This window comes from Streptomyces sp. NPDC001606, assembly GCF_053596835.1.
Window position 1 is genome coordinate 119,445 of sequence record NZ_JBSFHC010000018.1, and the last position, 14,716, is coordinate 134,160.

At 72.7% G+C, this 14,716-nt stretch carries 14 protein-coding genes; 12 read left to right on the plus strand and 2 right to left on the minus strand.

From position 1 onward, the window contains the following. The first annotated feature begins 98 nt into the window (after positions 1-98). Genes hutU through hutI form a run of 4 tightly spaced genes read left to right on the plus strand, consistent with a single transcriptional unit; the run spans position 99 to position 5,549 of the window. Positions 99-1,763: a urocanate hydratase gene (gene hutU, locus ACWCV9_RS28325; protein WP_450790716.1), complete on the plus strand. Its 1,665-nt coding sequence runs from the start codon at positions 99-101 to the stop codon at positions 1,761-1,763. Further along, complete coding sequence (locus tag ACWCV9_RS28330) at positions 1,760-2,977, plus strand: allantoate amidohydrolase (RefSeq protein ID WP_450790717.1); 1,218 nt, start codon at positions 1,760-1,762, stop codon at positions 2,975-2,977. Before hutU ends, ACWCV9_RS28330 begins: the two co-directional genes overlap by 4 nt. Next, a complete protein-coding gene (locus ACWCV9_RS28335; RefSeq protein ID WP_450790718.1) occupies positions 2,974-4,353 on the plus strand; it encodes a formimidoylglutamate deiminase in 1,380 nt (459 codons plus the stop codon). The genes ACWCV9_RS28330 and ACWCV9_RS28335 overlap by 4 nt, the downstream gene beginning before the upstream one ends. Before the next feature lie 20 nt (positions 4,354-4,373). Beyond that, on the plus strand, positions 4,374-5,549 hold the full coding sequence (gene hutI, locus ACWCV9_RS28340) for an imidazolonepropionase (protein WP_450790720.1): 1,176 nt from the start codon (positions 4,374-4,376) through the stop codon (positions 5,547-5,549). 6 nt (positions 5,550-5,555) lie between these two features. Here the strand turns inward: hutI and ACWCV9_RS28345 are convergent, their stop codons facing one another. Next, positions 5,556-7,226: a hypothetical protein gene (locus ACWCV9_RS28345; protein ID WP_450790721.1), complete on the minus strand. Its 1,671-nt coding sequence runs from the start codon at positions 7,224-7,226 to the stop codon at positions 5,556-5,558. 116 nt (positions 7,227-7,342) lie between these two features. Between ACWCV9_RS28345 and ACWCV9_RS28350 the strand changes: the two genes are divergently transcribed. Then, positions 7,343-7,564, plus strand: coding sequence for a hypothetical protein (locus ACWCV9_RS28350; RefSeq protein WP_450790722.1), 222 nt, complete (start codon positions 7,343-7,345; stop codon positions 7,562-7,564). A gap of 120 nt (positions 7,565-7,684) precedes the next feature. On the opposite strand, the gene ACWCV9_RS28355 is transcribed toward ACWCV9_RS28350, so the two are convergent. Beyond that, on the minus strand, positions 7,685-8,581 hold the full coding sequence (locus ACWCV9_RS28355; protein ID WP_450790723.1) for an RNA polymerase sigma factor SigF: 897 nt from the start codon (positions 8,579-8,581) through the stop codon (positions 7,685-7,687). Positions 8,582-8,829: 248 nt separating this feature from the next. Between ACWCV9_RS28355 and ACWCV9_RS28360 the strand changes: the two genes are divergently transcribed. The 7 genes from ACWCV9_RS28360 (at position 8,830) to ACWCV9_RS28390 (ending at position 14,696) form a co-directional block, all read left to right on the plus strand. Beyond that, positions 8,830-9,261, plus strand: a complete 432-nt coding sequence (locus ACWCV9_RS28360; protein WP_450790725.1) for an STAS domain-containing protein — start codon at positions 8,830-8,832, stop codon at positions 9,259-9,261. A gap of 376 nt (positions 9,262-9,637) precedes the next feature. Continuing rightward, complete coding sequence (locus tag ACWCV9_RS28365) at positions 9,638-10,207, plus strand: ATP-binding protein (protein WP_450790727.1); 570 nt, start codon at positions 9,638-9,640, stop codon at positions 10,205-10,207. Positions 10,208-10,312: 105 nt separating this feature from the next. Continuing rightward, entirely contained in the window at positions 10,313-10,495 is a 183-nt protein-coding gene (locus tag ACWCV9_RS28370; RefSeq protein WP_385844859.1) for a hypothetical protein, read from the plus strand. Positions 10,496-10,665: 170 nt separating this feature from the next. Further along, positions 10,666-11,355 (plus strand): LPXTG cell wall anchor domain-containing protein, encoded by a 690-nt coding sequence (locus tag ACWCV9_RS28375; RefSeq protein WP_450790729.1) that lies wholly within the window; start codon positions 10,666-10,668, stop codon positions 11,353-11,355. Between the two features lie 40 nt (positions 11,356-11,395). Continuing rightward, positions 11,396-12,220 carry a COG1470 family protein gene (locus tag ACWCV9_RS28380; protein WP_450790731.1) on the plus strand — a complete coding sequence of 275 codons (825 nt, stop codon included), beginning with the start codon at positions 11,396-11,398 and terminating at the stop codon, positions 12,218-12,220. Then, positions 12,217-13,419: a hypothetical protein gene (locus ACWCV9_RS28385; protein WP_450790732.1), complete on the plus strand. Its 1,203-nt coding sequence runs from the start codon at positions 12,217-12,219 to the stop codon at positions 13,417-13,419. Before ACWCV9_RS28380 ends, ACWCV9_RS28385 begins: the two co-directional genes overlap by 4 nt. Then, complete coding sequence (locus tag ACWCV9_RS28390; protein ID WP_450790734.1) at positions 13,416-14,696, plus strand: hypothetical protein; 1,281 nt, start codon at positions 13,416-13,418, stop codon at positions 14,694-14,696. Before ACWCV9_RS28385 ends, ACWCV9_RS28390 begins: the two co-directional genes overlap by 4 nt. Positions 14,697-14,716: the final 20 nt, after the last annotated feature.

The window sequence follows — 14,716 nt, forward strand, 5'->3', positions numbered from 1 at the left end:
ACACCGGCGGCGCGCGGACGCGGCCGTACCGCCCTATTGACTAGTTCTATTCAGACCTACAGGATGTGAATAGACGTAGTAACAGGAGGAGGCAGACGATGTCGGGACCCCGCCCCGTACGAGCACCGCGCGGCACGGAACTGAGCGCCCTGGGATGGCAGCAGGAGGCCGCCCTGCGCATGCTCCAGAACAACCTCGACCCCGAGGTGGCCGAGCACCCCGACAAGCTCGTCGTCTACGGCGGCACCGGCAAGGCCGCCCGTGACTGGCGCTCCTTCGACGCCATGGTCCGCACCCTGAGGACCCTCAAGCAGGACGAGACCATGCTGGTCCAGTCCGGCCGCCCGGTCGGCGTCATGCAGACCCACGAGTGGGCCCCGCGCGTCCTCATCGCCAACTCCAACCTGGTCGGCGACTGGGCCAACTGGGAGGAGTTCCGCCGCCTGGAGGCCCTCGGCCTGACCATGTACGGCCAGATGACCGCCGGCTCCTGGATCTACATCGGCACCCAGGGCATCCTCCAGGGCACCTACGAGACCTTCGCCGCCGTCGCCGCGAAGAAGTTCAACGGCACCCTCGCGGGCACCATCACCCTCACCGCCGGCCTCGGCGGCATGGGCGGCGCCCAGCCCCTCGCGGTCACGATGAACGACGGTGTCGTCCTCTGCATCGACTGCGACCCGCGCGCCATCGAGCGCCGCATCGAGCACCGCTACCTCGATGTGAAGGCCGACTCGCTCGACCACGCCCTCCAGCTCGCCGTCGAGGCCCGCGACCAGCGCAAGCCGCTGTCCATCGGCGTCCTCGGCAACGCGGCCGAGCTGGTCCCGCAGCTCCTCGCGATGAACGCCCCCATCGACATCGTCACCGACCAGACCTCCGCCCACGACCCGCTGTCCTACCTGCCGGTCGGCGTGGCCTTCGAGGACATGGCCGACGAGGCGGCCAAGGACCCGGCGGGCTTCACCACCCGCGCGCGCGAGTCCATGGCCAGGCACGTCGAGGCCATGGTCGGCTTCCAGGACGCGGGCGCCGAGGTCTTCGACTACGGCAACTCCATCCGCGGCGAGGCCCAGCTCGCCGGCTACACCCGGGCCTTCGCCTTCCCCGGCTTCGTCCCCGCCTACATCCGCCCCCTCTTCTGCGAGGGCAAGGGCCCCTTCCGCTGGGCGGCCCTGTCCGGCGACCCCGCCGACATCGCCAAGACCGACAAGGCGATCCTCGACCTCTTCCCGGAGAACGAGTCCCTGGCCCGCTGGATCAAGATGGCCGGCGAGCGCGTCCACTTCCAGGGCCTGCCCGCCCGCATCTGCTGGCTCGGTTACGGCGAGCGCGACAAGGCCGGCGAGCGCTTCAACGACATGGTCGCCAGCGGCGAGCTGGCCGCCCCGCTGGCCATCGGCCGCGACCACCTCGACTGCGGCTCCGTCGCCTCCCCCTACCGGGAGACCGAGGCCATGCTCGACGGCTCCGACGCCATCGCCGACTGGCCGCTGCTCAACGCCATGGTCAACGTCGCCTCCGGCGCGTCCTGGGTCTCCCTGCACCACGGCGGCGGAGTCGGCATGGGCCGCTCCATCCACGCCGGCCAGGTCACCGTGGCCGACGGCACCAAGCTGGCCGGCGAGAAGATCCGCCGGGTCCTCACCAACGACCCTGGCATGGGTGTCATCCGGCACGTGGACGCGGGCTACGACATCGCGGAGTCCGTCGCCGAGGAGCGCGGGGTGCGGGTGCCGATGCGCGAGGGTGACGACGCGTGAGCTTCCACAGCATGTGGGCGGAGCTGCTGCCGGTCGGCCGCAGCTCCGCCTCCGGCGGCTACCGCCGCTACGCCTGGACCGGGGCCGACACCGACTGCCGGGCCTGGTTCCGGGAGCAGGCCGAGAAGCGCGGGCTCGCCTACGAGGTCGACCGGAACGGCAACCAGTGGGCCTGGCTCGGCGACCCGGCCGCCGGTGACGCCGTCGTCACCGGCTCGCACCTGGACTCGGTGCCGGACGGCGGCGCCTTCGACGGGCCCCTCGGGGTCGTCTCCTCCTTCGCCGCCCTGGACGAACTGCGCGGGAGGGGAGCGCAGTTCACCAAACCCCTGGCCATCGTCAACTTCGGCGACGAGGAAGGCGCCCGGTTCGGCCTCGCCTGTGTCGGCTCCCGGCTCACCGCCGGAGCGCTGACCGTCGAACAGGCCCACCGGCTCACCGACGGCGACGGCATCACCCTGCCCCAGGCCATGGCGAACGCCGGCTACGACCCCGAGGCCATCGGACCCGACCCCGAGCGGCTCGCCCGCATCGGCGCCTTCGTGGAGCTGCACGTCGAACAGGGCCGCGCGCTGGACCTGTCCGGCGACCGGGTCGGCATCGCCAGCGCCATCTGGCCGCACGGCCGCTGGCGCTTCGACTTCCGGGGCGAGGCCAACCACGCCGGCACCACCCGGCTGCCCGACCGCCGGGACCCGATGCTGTCCTACGCCGAGACCGTGCTCGCCGCCCGCCGCGAGGCACAACTCGCCGGTGCCGTCGCCACCTTCGGCAAGATCTCCGTCGAGCCCAACGGCGTCAACGCCATCCCCTCGCTGGTGCGCGGCTGGCTGGACTCCCGCGCCGCCGACCAGGACACCCTGGACACGGTCGTCGGCGGCATCGAGAAGGCCGCCCGCGAGTACGCCGACGCCCACGGCATCGACCTGGACGTCGTCCGCGAGTCCTTCACGCCGGTCGTGGAGTTCGACCACGCCCTGCGCGACGAACTCGGCCGCATCCTGGGCCGGGACACCGGGCTGACGGTGCCCGTGCTCGGCACCGGCGCCGGACACGACGCCGGAATCCTCTCCGGGAGCATCCCGACCGCCATGCTGTTCGTGCGCAACCCCACCGGTGTCTCGCACTCCCCGGCCGAGTTCGCGGCCGAGGACGACTGCGTGGCCGGGGTGCACGCACTCGCCGACGTACTGGAAGGGCTGGCTTGCAGGTGACCAAGGGGACCTACTGGCTGGAGCACGCCTGGCTCGGCGACAGCGACGGCGGCAGCGGCAGCGGGAGTGGCAGCAGCGGCGGCGGTGTCGAGTCCGGGGTGGCCGTCGAGGTGGCGGACGGCCGCATCACCGCCGTCCGCACCTCCACCCCCGCCCCGCCGCCGGGGGCGGAGGTGCTGCGCGGCCTGACCCTCCCGGGCCTGGCGAACGCCCACTCGCATGCCTTCCACCGCGCTCTGCGCGGCGCCGTCCAGGTCGGCTCCGGAACCTTCTGGACCTGGCGCGAGGTGATGTACTCCGTCGCCGACCGGCTGACCCCGGAGAGCTACCACGCGCTGGCCCGTGCGGTGTACGCGGAGATGGCCCTCGCCGGCATCACCTGCGTCGGCGAGTTCCACTACGTCCACCACGCCCCCGGCGGCACCCCCTACGCCGATCCCAACGCCATGGGCGAGGCGCTGATCGCGGCCGCCGCCGAGGCCGGGATCCGGATCACCCTCCTCGACACCTGCTACCTCTCCGCCGGCTTCGGCGAGGCCCCCAACGCCCACCAGCTGCGCTTCTCCGACGGCGACGCGGAGGCATGGGCGGCACGCTGTGCAGTTCTCAAGGAACGGGATCACGCACGGATCGGGGCGGCGATCCACTCCGTACGGGCCGTGCCCGCCGACCAGCTGACGACCGTGGCGCGGTGGGCGGAGGAGCGGCGGGCCCCGCTCCATGTGCACCTGTCGGAGCAGACCGCCGAGAACGACGCCTGCCAGGCCGCGCACGGCCGCACCCCCACCCGGCTGCTCGCCGACCACGGGGTGCTCGGCCCGCGCACCACGGGTGTCCACAACACCCACCTCACCGACGAGGACATCGCCCTGCTCGGCGGCTCGCGCACCGGCACCTGCATGTGCCCGACCACCGAACGCGACCTCGCCGACGGCATCGGCCCCGCCGTGGCCCTCCAGCGGGCCGGCTCCCCCCTCTCCCTCGGCTCCGACAGCCACGCCGTCATCGACCTGCTGGAAGAGGCGCGCGCGATGGAGCTGAACGAGCGGCTGCGCACCCGCACCCGGGGCCACTGGACGGCGGCCGCCCTGCTGCGGGCCGCCACCGCCGACGGCCACGCCGCCCTCGGCTGGGACGAGGCAGGGACCATCGCGCCCGGCGCGCTCGCCGACCTGACGACGATCGCCCTGGACTCGGTCAGGACAGCGGGGCCACAGCCCGCCCTGGGCGCCGAGACGGCCGTATTCGCGGCGACGGCAGCGGACGTACGGCATACGGTCGTGGGCGGGCGGCACGTCGTACGCGACGGTGCGCACACGCTCGTACCGGACGTGCCACAGGCGCTCGCGCGGGCAGTCGAAGCCCTTCGCTCCTGACGACCATCCACGAGGACACCATGAGCAGCAGCACCGTCATCACCAACATCGCCACGCTGGTCACCAACGACCCCTCCCTCGGCGACAGGTCTCCCCTCGGTCTGATCCAGGACGCGGCCGTCGTCATCGACGGCGACCGCATCGCGTGGACCGGTGAATCCAGCAAAGCACCCGCCACTGACAACCGGGTCGACGCGGGCGGCCGGGCGGTGCTGCCGGGCTTCGTGGACTCCCACTCCCACCTGGTCTTCGCCGGGGACCGCACGCAGGAGTTCAACGCCCGGATGTCCGGCCGCTCCTACACGGCCGGCGGCATCCGCACCACGGTCGCCGCCACCCGCGCCGCGAGCGACGCCGAGCTGGAGGCGAACCTCACCCGCTATCTCACCGAGGCCCTCCGCCAGGGCACCACCACCTTCGAGACCAAGTCGGGCTACGGCCTCACGGTCGAGGACGAGTCCCGCGCCCTGCGCCTCGCAGCCAGGCACACCGACGAGGTGACGTACCTCGGCGCGCACATCGTCTCCCCGGACTACGCCGACGACCCGGCCGCCTATGTCGCCCTGGTCACCGGCGAGATGCTGGACGCCTGCGCGCCGCACGCCCGCTGGATCGACGTCTTCTGCGAGAAGGGCGCCTTCGACGGCGACCAGGCCCGCGCGATCCTCACCGCGGGCAAGGCCAAGGGCCTGCACCCGCGCATCCACGCCAACCAGCTCTCCTACGGCCCCGGCGTGCAGCTGGCCGTCGAGCTGGACGCGGCCAGCGCCGACCACTGCACCCACCTCACGGACGCTGACGTCGACGCCCTCGCGAACAGCGACACGGTCGCCACCCTGCTGCCCGGCGCCGAGTTCTCCACCCGCGCCGAGTGGCCGGACGCCCGCCGGCTGCTGGACGCGGGCGTCACCGTGGCCCTGTCCACCGACTGCAACCCGGGCTCCTCCTTCACCTCCTCCGTCCCCTTCTGCATCGCGCTGGCCGTCCGCGACATGCGGATGACCCCGGACGAGGCGGTCTGGGCGGCCACGGCGGGCGGTGCGGCAGCCCTCCGCCGCACCGACATCGGCCGCCTCACCCCGGGTTCCTACGCCGACCTGACCCTCCTCGACGCCCCCAGCCACGTCCACCTGGCCTACCGCCCGGGCGTCCCGCTGGTCAGCGGGGTGTGGCGCAGGGGTGTGCGGGTGGTGTGAGCGGGGTCAGCCCTGACCGGCGTGCCAGGCGGTCAGGGCCTTCCGCATCAGGGCGCGCTCCCTGCGGCGCTCGGGCGCGAGGGTGGCCCTGCCGCCGGCGATCCTGGAGAAGTCCTGCATGAGCCCGTGATCACGGATTTCCTGGAGGATGAACCGCAGAGGAGTGCGGCCGAGACCTTGAACGGTGAGGAAGTCCTCGTACACCTTGCAGGCCCCGCTGAAGAGCGGAGTGAACCGTTCCAGGGACACGCTGTCCAGGAGGATCCGGGTCAGACTCCGCCAGTGAACGTGGTGCTCGTCGCTCAGCCGTCCCCCGCCGAGCGCGCGCCATACGAAGAACACGTCGGCCTTCTCCTCGAAGTGGGCGATGAGCAGTGAGGACAGCTCGCGCCACTCGAACCGCACCGCCAGAGGCAGCAGTTCGAGGAGGTATTCGCCTCGGAAGCCGGTTGCCGCCGAGCCGAGCGTCGTGACCGCGGCCTTTTCGTCGGCCGGTATCCGGGCCATGACCTCGGCCAGGTCGTCGAGGCCGCGCGGGGACGCCAGCAGGGCCTCCAGGACACTGTCCGGCGGAGGCAGGACCCGCGGCCGGTCCCTCGGCGGCTGCCACCGGCCCGGCCACAGCAGGTGCAGTGTCGCGATGTCCTGTGGCGTCATCACCAGGCACGCCTCGGCGGCGAGCAACCCGGCTCGATCGGCGGCCTGCCGCATGGAGGACGGCGCCCACTGCCGGTCGAGGGTCCGGCTGCCGAACGCGGCCACGTCCTCGACGGCCCGCACCCGGGCCACCTCGCGCACCAGATGATCGCCGTGCGGCCGATGGCCGCTGTGGTCCAGCCAGGCGATCAGGTCCGAGAGGTCGGCCACCGGCCGGGTCAGCGCCGCCTCGGTGAGTTCACGGGCCGCGTCCCGGTTACGGCCGGCCGCCCAGTGTGCCTCCAGCTGTTCCTGCACCGCCTCCACGGGGAGCGCGACGGTGCCGGCCTCCCCGGAGCGGGCAGCCAGCTCTTCCTCCATCTCCCTGACCTGCGCCTCCAGTTCCTCGCAGCGGCGTTCGGCGGCGGTCCGGGCTTCGGTGATCTCGGCCAGGTCGGCTCGGAGACGGGCGATCTCCTCGGCCAGGCCGTCCTCGTCGGCTTCGGCTTCGGCTTGCGCTCTCACCTCCACCTCCGCCCTCCTGGCGGCGAGCCGGTCGGCGATCCAGTCCTGGCGCACCTGGTCCAGCTCGGCGTGCAGCCGCCTGATCTCGTTCTCCTTCTTCTCCAGCAGGTCGTGCAGCGCCTCCTGGTGCCGGGCCAGGGCCCTGGCCTCGCGCTGCGTCTGTTCCATCTCGCCCCGCAGCGACTCCAGTTCGTACAGGGACGGATCGCACACCCGGATAGCCCCCAGGCGCAACGTGCGCAGATTGGAGCGGACATCGGGCTGGAGAGACGTGCCCCGAACCGCTTCGACGTCGGTGACCAGCCGGTCGATGAAGTCCTGGGGGGCCACCTTCCGGCCGCGCAGGAAGCGTGAGACATCCGACTCGGCGCGCTGGATCCGGTTGGCATACGTCTTCTGCGTGACCCCCAGGGTCTTGAAGAGCGTGGTCAACGCCTTGCCGAGGGCGACAACTTCCGGGATCTCACCCCGCTCCAGTGGGCCGGAACCCCTGGTCGCCGGCGTCTCGTCGGCCACTGGCCTCGCCTCCTGAATTGACCTCGCACCGGCAACCGTTGTGGCTTTCGCAACGGGTCCGCACGCGTGGACGGTTGCTCCGAAAGGTCCCTCCCACGGAATGGAGCCGTCGAACCATGACGCCGTCTTGGGCCACCGCAGCGGCGAGCAGCCGCTGGTTGCAGCGTGTCCTTGTCGTCCTCTTCGCGATCGTGCCGCTGCTGGTGGTGACCGTCGCGTGTGTTCCCGCGTTGGTGCTGCTGCCGTTCTTCCCGGCGCACAGCGCCCGTTGGACCGTGATCGTCCGGCAGCTCATCACCTGGACCCGTACCGCGCTGGTCGCCAGTCGGCGTCAGTGAGGGCCGGGGGAGCAGGCCGGTGCTGGAGCGTGACCGCAGGCAGGCAGGCAGGACGGACGGACCGGGCCGACCGTGTGTACGGCAGCCCGGTTCGTCCGGTGGTGAGGCCCTTGCGAGGGGCTATTCCTCCAGGGTGAGGCCCTTGCGGAGGCGCATCAGGGTGCGGGACAGCAGCCGGGAGACGTGCATCTGGGAGATGCCGAGTTCCTCGCCGATCTCCGACTGGGTCATGTTCGCCACGAACCGCAGGGAGAGGATCTTGCGGTCCCGGGCGGGGAGTTCGGCGATCAGCGGCTTGAGGGACTCGACGTACTCGATGCCCTCCAGGCCGTGGTCCTCGTATCCGATGCGGTCCGCGAGCGCGCCCTCGGTCTCGTCCTCCTCGGGCTGGGCGTCCAGCGAGGAGGCGGTGTAGGCGTTCGAGGCGGCCATGCCCTCGACCACCTCGTCCTGGGAGAGGCCGAGGCGCTCGGCCAGCTCCGCGACGGTCGGCGCGCGGTCCAGCTGCTGGGCCAGCTCGTCCCCGGCCTTGGCCAGGTCCAGGCGCAGCTCCTGGAGCCGGCGCGGGACGCGCACGGACCACGAGGTGTCACGGAAGAAACGCTTGATCTCGCCGATGATGGTCGGCATCGCGAAAGTCGGGAACTCGACCCCGCGGGTCAGCTCGAAGCGGTCGATCGCCTTGATCAGACCGATGGTGCCGACCTGGATGATGTCCTCCATCGGCTCGCTGCGGGAGCGGAAGCGGGAGGCGGCGAACTTGACGAGCGCGAGGTTCAGCTCGACGAGGGTGTTGCGGACGTACGAGTACTCGTGCGTCCCTTCCTCCAGCGACGTGAGGCGCTCGAAGAGGGTCTTGGACAGGGCCCGCGCGTCGACCGCGCCGATCTCGTCGTACGGGGGGATCTCCGGGAGGCCCTCGACGGGGTCGAGGGAGTCGATGGGATGATCCAGTTGTTCCGGTGGGGGTGTCGACGTCGCGATACGCGTCTGCGCTGCGTCGAGCCGGGATGACATGGGTGTCCTCCATCGTTGTCGGCATATGGCTGCCGAAGCCAGAACGTGCACTGCGGTGTGCGGCGCCTCCGAAGCCGGCGTGTAGCGGTAGGTGTCCTTACTAGCCCTATCGGCTTTACCGAACCGATCGCAAGTGCGTTCTGTTGCCGTATGTCCGATTATGTAAGGTTGTTCGGCTGTCGGAGTGCGCATCGAAGGCGTAATGTTCGAGGGCATCAGCGGCCACGACCTCGGGAGAGAGAGACGGCATGGACCACGGGACGGTCGGCAGCGCGCAATCGGGCCGGCTTCTGGTGGAGGTGCGGGAAGAGGGCGCCAGCGCCGTCGTCACGCCGGCGGGTGAGCTGGACCACCACACCGCCGATCTGCTGCGTGAGCCCCTCGACGACCTCCTGGTAAAGGGCTACTCACGGCTCGTCGTGGACTGCTCGCGCCTGGAGTTCTGCGACTCCACAGGGCTGAATGTCCTGCTCGGCGCCCGACTGAAGGCGGAGGCCGCCGGGGGCGGGGTGCACCTCGCGGGCATGCTGCCCGTGGTCGCCCGCGTCTTCGAGATCACCGGGGCGGAGGCGGTCTTCACCGTCCACGACTCGGTGGCGGCGGCCCTGGCGGGCGGCACGGACGGCGCAGGCGGCACGGAAGGCCCCGGCACCGCCGAGGGCCCCAAGGGCGGCGACTGAGTACCGGCCGCCGCGGATCCGCCCCCATGGCCGGTCGTCCCGGGTGTCGCCCCCGTCACGTGAAAGACGGGGGTGTTCCGCTCGTTCGGCCGGGCAGGAGTGGGCAGGGGAGCGGGAAGGCATTCCGGGGGCACGGCATTCCGGCGGCCGGCAACGCGGCGGACGGCCACCCGTGCCGGTGACCGGCCACCGCATCCGCCCCGGACCGGCGAACGGCCCGCACGGGGCGCTCGTACGACGGACGGCGCCACGCACCGCACCCCGTGCACACGTCCCCCACAAGGGGCAGGCAGAACAAGAACGACAGACCGCTCGGCACCCCCGCGGTGCCGGACTTTTCCATCGTGAACTGGTGATTCGGTGAGGTGAAGCGCTGATGAGCACCACCCGGCCTTGCTCGCCGGGCGACCGCGGCCCGGAGCCCAGCGGCGCTTCCGGGGCGTCCGAGGGGGAGGCGCCGGCCACCGGCGCAGCCACGGGGGCAGCCGCGCCGTCCGTGCCGTCCGGGGTTGCCGACGGCGTCCGGAGTACCCGGCCGCGGCAGATCCGCAGGCTCGGCCTGGAGGGCGCCAGCGGGGTCGTCCCGCTCGCCCGAGACTTCACCCGCGAGGCGCTGTACGCGTGGGGCTGGCTGCCTGCCGCCACCGCCGACCAGCGGGCCGCCGCCGAGGACGTCCTGCTCGTGGTCTCCGAACTGGTCACCAACGCCTGCCTGCACGCCGACGGCCCCGACGAACTGGTCCTCGCCTGCGACAACAAGGTGATCCGGCTGGAGGTCTCGGACCGCGGCACCGGCCAGCCGGCCCCCCGCACCCCGCACCGCGCCGGCCGCCCGGGCGGGCACGGCATGTTCATCGTGCAGCGGCTCTGCCTGGACTGGGGTGTGGTCCGGGCCGCCGGCCGCCCCGGTAAGACGGTGTGGGCGGAACTGGGCGCACCCGCCTGACCTCGACCGATCGCCACCCCGTCGCGGATGGTGACCGTTCGAGTGGCGACAGTCACCGCCCGATGCGACGGTGGTTTCACCCCCCTCACCAAGGAGAGTGAAGCCATGGGTATCAAGGACGAGATGCAGGGCAAGGCGCGGCAGGCCAAGGAGAAGGCCGAGCAGGCCAAGCGGCAGGCTCAGCAGCGCGGCCAGCAGGGCCAGGAGCGCGGCCGGCAGGCCCAGGACGAGGTGCGTGAGCGCTCGCAGTCCCAGTTCGACGACATCTCGGACGACTTCGACGAGTAGTGACGCCGTTCGACGCGTAACCCAGGTCTGCCGCACCGCTGCTGACGGTGCGGCAGACCTCGTGTATGTACGGGGACTTGCGCGGCACGCCTCTTCCCTCCGCAGGGGCCCGGGCGTACCTTGACGGCCGAATCTGATGTGCCGTCAGGAATGATTGGGGTGGACCGATCGTGTCGTACCCGAAGCGAACCGCCGCGCTCGCGTCCGCCGCGGCCCTGGCCGGCTCGGCGGTGCTGCTGGCCGCGCCCGCGGCCCACGCCGCCGTCGTGGACGTCGACTACCGCTGCAAGACGCCGATCGGCATCAAGAGCGCCGTCTCGCCCATCGCCATGACGGGCGTCCGGAGCGGCTCCGGCTACCGGATCACCATGTCCTGGCAGAAGGGCGTCTCCTCCAGCCCCATCGAGCTGGGCAAGGGCGCGATGACCCCGAGCGCCACGGTCGTGCTGGGCGGCGCCGACAGCGGCACCCTCACGGTGAGCGGCTCCGCCAACACGGCCGCCATACCCCCCAACACGCCCATCAAGATCAGCGATCTCAGCGGCGTCTACACCCCGAAGAAGACCGGCAAGGTCACCTTCACCCCGGGCACGCTCACCATCAAGGCGATCGGCACCACCACGACCTGCACCCCGACCAACAGTCCTCAGCCGGGCCTGACGGTCGACGTGACGGCGGCCGGCTCCTCCCACGGCTCCTCCCACGGTTCCTCTTCCGGCTCTGGCAGTGGCGGCAGCCTCCCGCAGACCGGCCCCGAGGACTCCACGATCGCCCTCGGCACGCTCGGCGGCACGGTCCTGCTCGCCGGAGCCGCGGGCGCCCTGTGGCTGACCCGGCGCGGCCACACCGCCCGCAGCTGACACCGCGGCCGCCCCCGGCCCCTCACCGCTGGAGCCGCCCATGCCGCCGCCCCGCGCCGTACGCCTCCTGCCCGCGCTGCTGCTGCCCCCGCTGCTGCTCCTGGGCGCCGCCGGGCAGGCCGCCGCCGCCGACTGGACCCTCGCGCCCGCGGGCGGCGGACGCCCCTCCCTGTACGCCGAGGGACCGCCCGGCACGGTCCTCGAGGACACGGTGTCCGTCACCAACCCCGGGCGGCGGCCCGTCGTCGTACGGCTGTCCGGCACCGGCGTCCCGGTCGCGTTCGCCGCGGCGTCCGTCCGCGTGCCCGGCCGCACCCGCGCCGAGGTGCCCTTCACGGTGACCGTCCCGGCCGGGGCCGAGCCCGGTGACCGCACCGGCGCCATCGCGGCGCGCGACCCCGGCGGCCGGACCGCGACCGTGCCGTTGCGGCTGCGCGTGGCCGGTCCGGCGCTCGCCGCGCTCACCGTCGAGCATCTCGCCGTCCACGCCGACCGCATCACCTACGACCTGGTCAACCGCGGTACGACCGTCCTCGCCCCGCGGCTCGCGGTGCGCGCGGACGGGGTCCTCGGCCGGGTCCTGGACCGCCCCGCGCGCCCCCTGCCCGTCCGGCTGCGCCCCGGCACCCGCCTCCGCCTCACCGAGCCCTGGCCGGACCGGCCCGCGCTGGACGCGGTCGACGTACGGCTCACGGTCACGGCAGCGGGCGGCGCCCACGCCACGGCGACCGCGTCCGCGCGGTTCGTGCCCTGGCAGGCCCCGGCGGGCGCGGCCGGCGCGGTTCTCGCCGGGGCGGGCGCGCTGAGGGTCGTACGACGGCGGCGGCGGAGTCGTACGGCGGCCACGGAGGGAGCGTCGACGTGAACGGCACCCCACGGACCCGGTGCCCGGCCGCGGCGGCGGCACTGCTCGCGCTGGCGGCCCTGCTGGCGGCCCTGCTGTGGGCCGCGGCTCCGGCTCCGGCGGCCCAGGGGCGGCCCGCGGTGAGGCTGTCGGCGGCTCAGGGGCGGCCCATGGTGACGCTGTCGGTGGCCGAGGCCGGCGCCGGCGGCTCGGTCACCGCCAGCGGCACCGGCTGGCGGCCGCGCACCCTGCTGATGCTGCTGATCTGCGGGCGCGCCACCCCCGCCCGGGGCGTGCTCGGCGGCACCAACTCCTGTGCCAACGGCGACGGCCGGGCGGTGACCACCGACACCCGGGGCGACTTCAGCAGGCGGCTGCCGGTGGCCGAGCCGCCCGTGCCCTGCCCGTGCGTGGTGCACGTGGCCACCGTCACCGGCACCAGGGCCGAGGCGGACGCCGTCCTGAAGGTGGCCGGGCATCCCGTCGCGCCGCTGCCCGCCGAGCGCGCGGGCGGCCGGCTGGCGGTGCTGTCCGACACCCGGCTGACCGGCTCGGGCTCGGTGCTGACCTGGTTCGGGGCCCCGCCGAGCCGCACTCTCGTCCTCACCGTCGGCAACACCGGCACCGGCACCATCAAGGACCCGGTGTTCCAGGTGGGCACCGCGCACGGCGTGTTCGCCCCGCAGTGGGACGACCGGCAGTGGCACGGCACCCTCGCGCCCGGCGCCAAGGCCGAGATCGAGCTGCCGGTCGAGCTGTCGGCCGGGGCGCACGGCGACTACACCGTCTCCCTGAAGTACGGCGGAAGGCTCCTCGCCGAGCAGCCGTGGGCCGTGGGCCGCCCCTGGGGCGTGACGCTGTTCTGGCTCCTGCTCTGCCTGGTCGTCCCGGCCGCGCTGTTCCGCATCGGCATGGCCGTGGTGGACCGGGTACGGCCGCCGACCCGTAAGTCCCCTAAGTCCCCTAAGTCCCCTAAGGCCTTTAAGACCCGTAAGGCCCCTAAGGCCCGTACAGGCGCCCCGGCCACCCGCACGGCCCCTGCGACCCGCATGTCCCCTACGCCCCCTACGACCCGCATGTCCCCCACGCCCCCTACGACCCCGACCCTGCCCTGGTTCACCCCGGAGTCCGCTCCGGGCGGCCCGGCCGGCCGGCTCTCCGCACCGCCCGACGACAGCCCGACGAGTCCTCCGACTCCCACGACGAAAGGACCCACGTGAGCATCCGAAGGAGAGGTACGGCGGCCGGTGCCGCGCTGGCGCTGAGCGGAGCGGGCGTCCTGCTGGGCCTGGCCGCGGCACCCGCGCAGGCCGCCACGGTGTCGTACGCCACCCACTGTGTGCCCCCGGCGGGGATCAGCCCGGTGGACGGCACCACCGAGGTCCAGATCACCGCGCCGGCCACGGCCAAGGTCGGCGACACGGTGGACATCGTGTGGAAGTTCGTCAAGGCCGCCTCCAGGAACCCGGACATCATCGACCTGCCCGCGAACTCGGTGCAGCCCTCCGGCGTGCTGAAGGCGGCCGGGGCGCAGACGGCCGACGTCGCCCTGCGCGGGCCGCGGCAGAACCCGGCGATCCCCAAGGGCGGCGAGATGGTGCTGTCCGACATGAAGGGCGGCCTGAAACTGACGGCGGCCGGGACGGTGACGCTGACACCGGACGCGTACACCGTGAACGCGATGTCGACCGACACCAGGTGCACGCCGAAAGAGGCGGTGCAGAAGGCGGCGACGATCCAGGTGACCGGCGCGGGCGGCGGCACCTCCAGCCCGACACCGACACCGACGCCCACCCCCACACCGACACCGACGGGGTCGGCCACCCCCACCCCGACGGCCACCCCGACCGGCAGCGGCGGGCAGACCGACTTCCCCGGCAAGGAGGTGCAGATCCCGTACGCCTGCAAGACGCCGATCGGCGACAAGAGCGCGACCTCGCCGGTGCAGATCGACGCCCGGAAGAGCGGCGGGAACTACGGCCTCACCGTGCACTTCAAGAAGTCCGTGATGGACAGCCCCGCCGACATCCCGAAGGACTCGGTGAAGCCGTCCATGGAGGTGGTGCTGGGCGGTGCCGACAAGGGCACCGTGCACGTGGAGGGGCCGACCAACGCCCAGGAGATCAAATCGGGGCAGCCGATCGAGATCCCGGACCTCACCGGCACCTACAAGCCCGGCGCCGGCGGCACCTCGACCCTGTCCCCGGGCGTCCTGACCGTCAAGGCGCTCGGTACGACCACCACCTGCACCCCGACGAAGACGGCGGTCTCCCTCACCCTGGACACCGCCCAGCAGCCGGGCGGCGCCTCCGGCGGGACCTCCACCACCGGCGGCTCGACCGGCACCGCGTCCACCTCCGGCTCGGGCTCCGGCGGCCTCGCCGACACCGGCGCGGACGACCACGGCGCCCTCAAGGCCTTGGGGCTGGTGGCCGGCACGGCGATCCTGCTGGGCGCGGCGGTCTTCACCTTCATGCCGAAGCGCCGTACGCGCTGAAGGGGCGCCCCCCACCTATG

Bases quoted from the DNA above. Each gene is read 5' to 3' on its own strand.
- ACWCV9_RS28355 (WP_450790723.1), bottom strand. From the start codon at position 8,581: ATGTCATCCCGGCTCGACGCAGCGCAGACGCGTATCGCGACGTCGACA.
- ACWCV9_RS28380 (WP_450790731.1), top strand. From the start codon at position 11,396: ATGCCGCCGCCCCGCGCCGTACGCCTCCTGCCCGCGCTGCTGCTGCCC.
- ACWCV9_RS28360 (WP_450790725.1), top strand. From the start codon at position 8,830: ATGGACCACGGGACGGTCGGCAGCGCGCAATCGGGCCGGCTTCTGGTG.
- ACWCV9_RS28365 (WP_450790727.1), top strand. From the start codon at position 9,638: ATGAGCACCACCCGGCCTTGCTCGCCGGGCGACCGCGGCCCGGAGCCC.
- ACWCV9_RS28350 (WP_450790722.1), top strand. From the start codon at position 7,343: ATGACGCCGTCTTGGGCCACCGCAGCGGCGAGCAGCCGCTGGTTGCAG.
- hutU (WP_450790716.1), top strand. From the start codon at position 99: ATGTCGGGACCCCGCCCCGTACGAGCACCGCGCGGCACGGAACTGAGC.
- hutI (WP_450790720.1), top strand. From the start codon at position 4,374: ATGAGCAGCAGCACCGTCATCACCAACATCGCCACGCTGGTCACCAAC.
- ACWCV9_RS28370 (WP_385844859.1), top strand. From the start codon at position 10,313: ATGGGTATCAAGGACGAGATGCAGGGCAAGGCGCGGCAGGCCAAGGAG.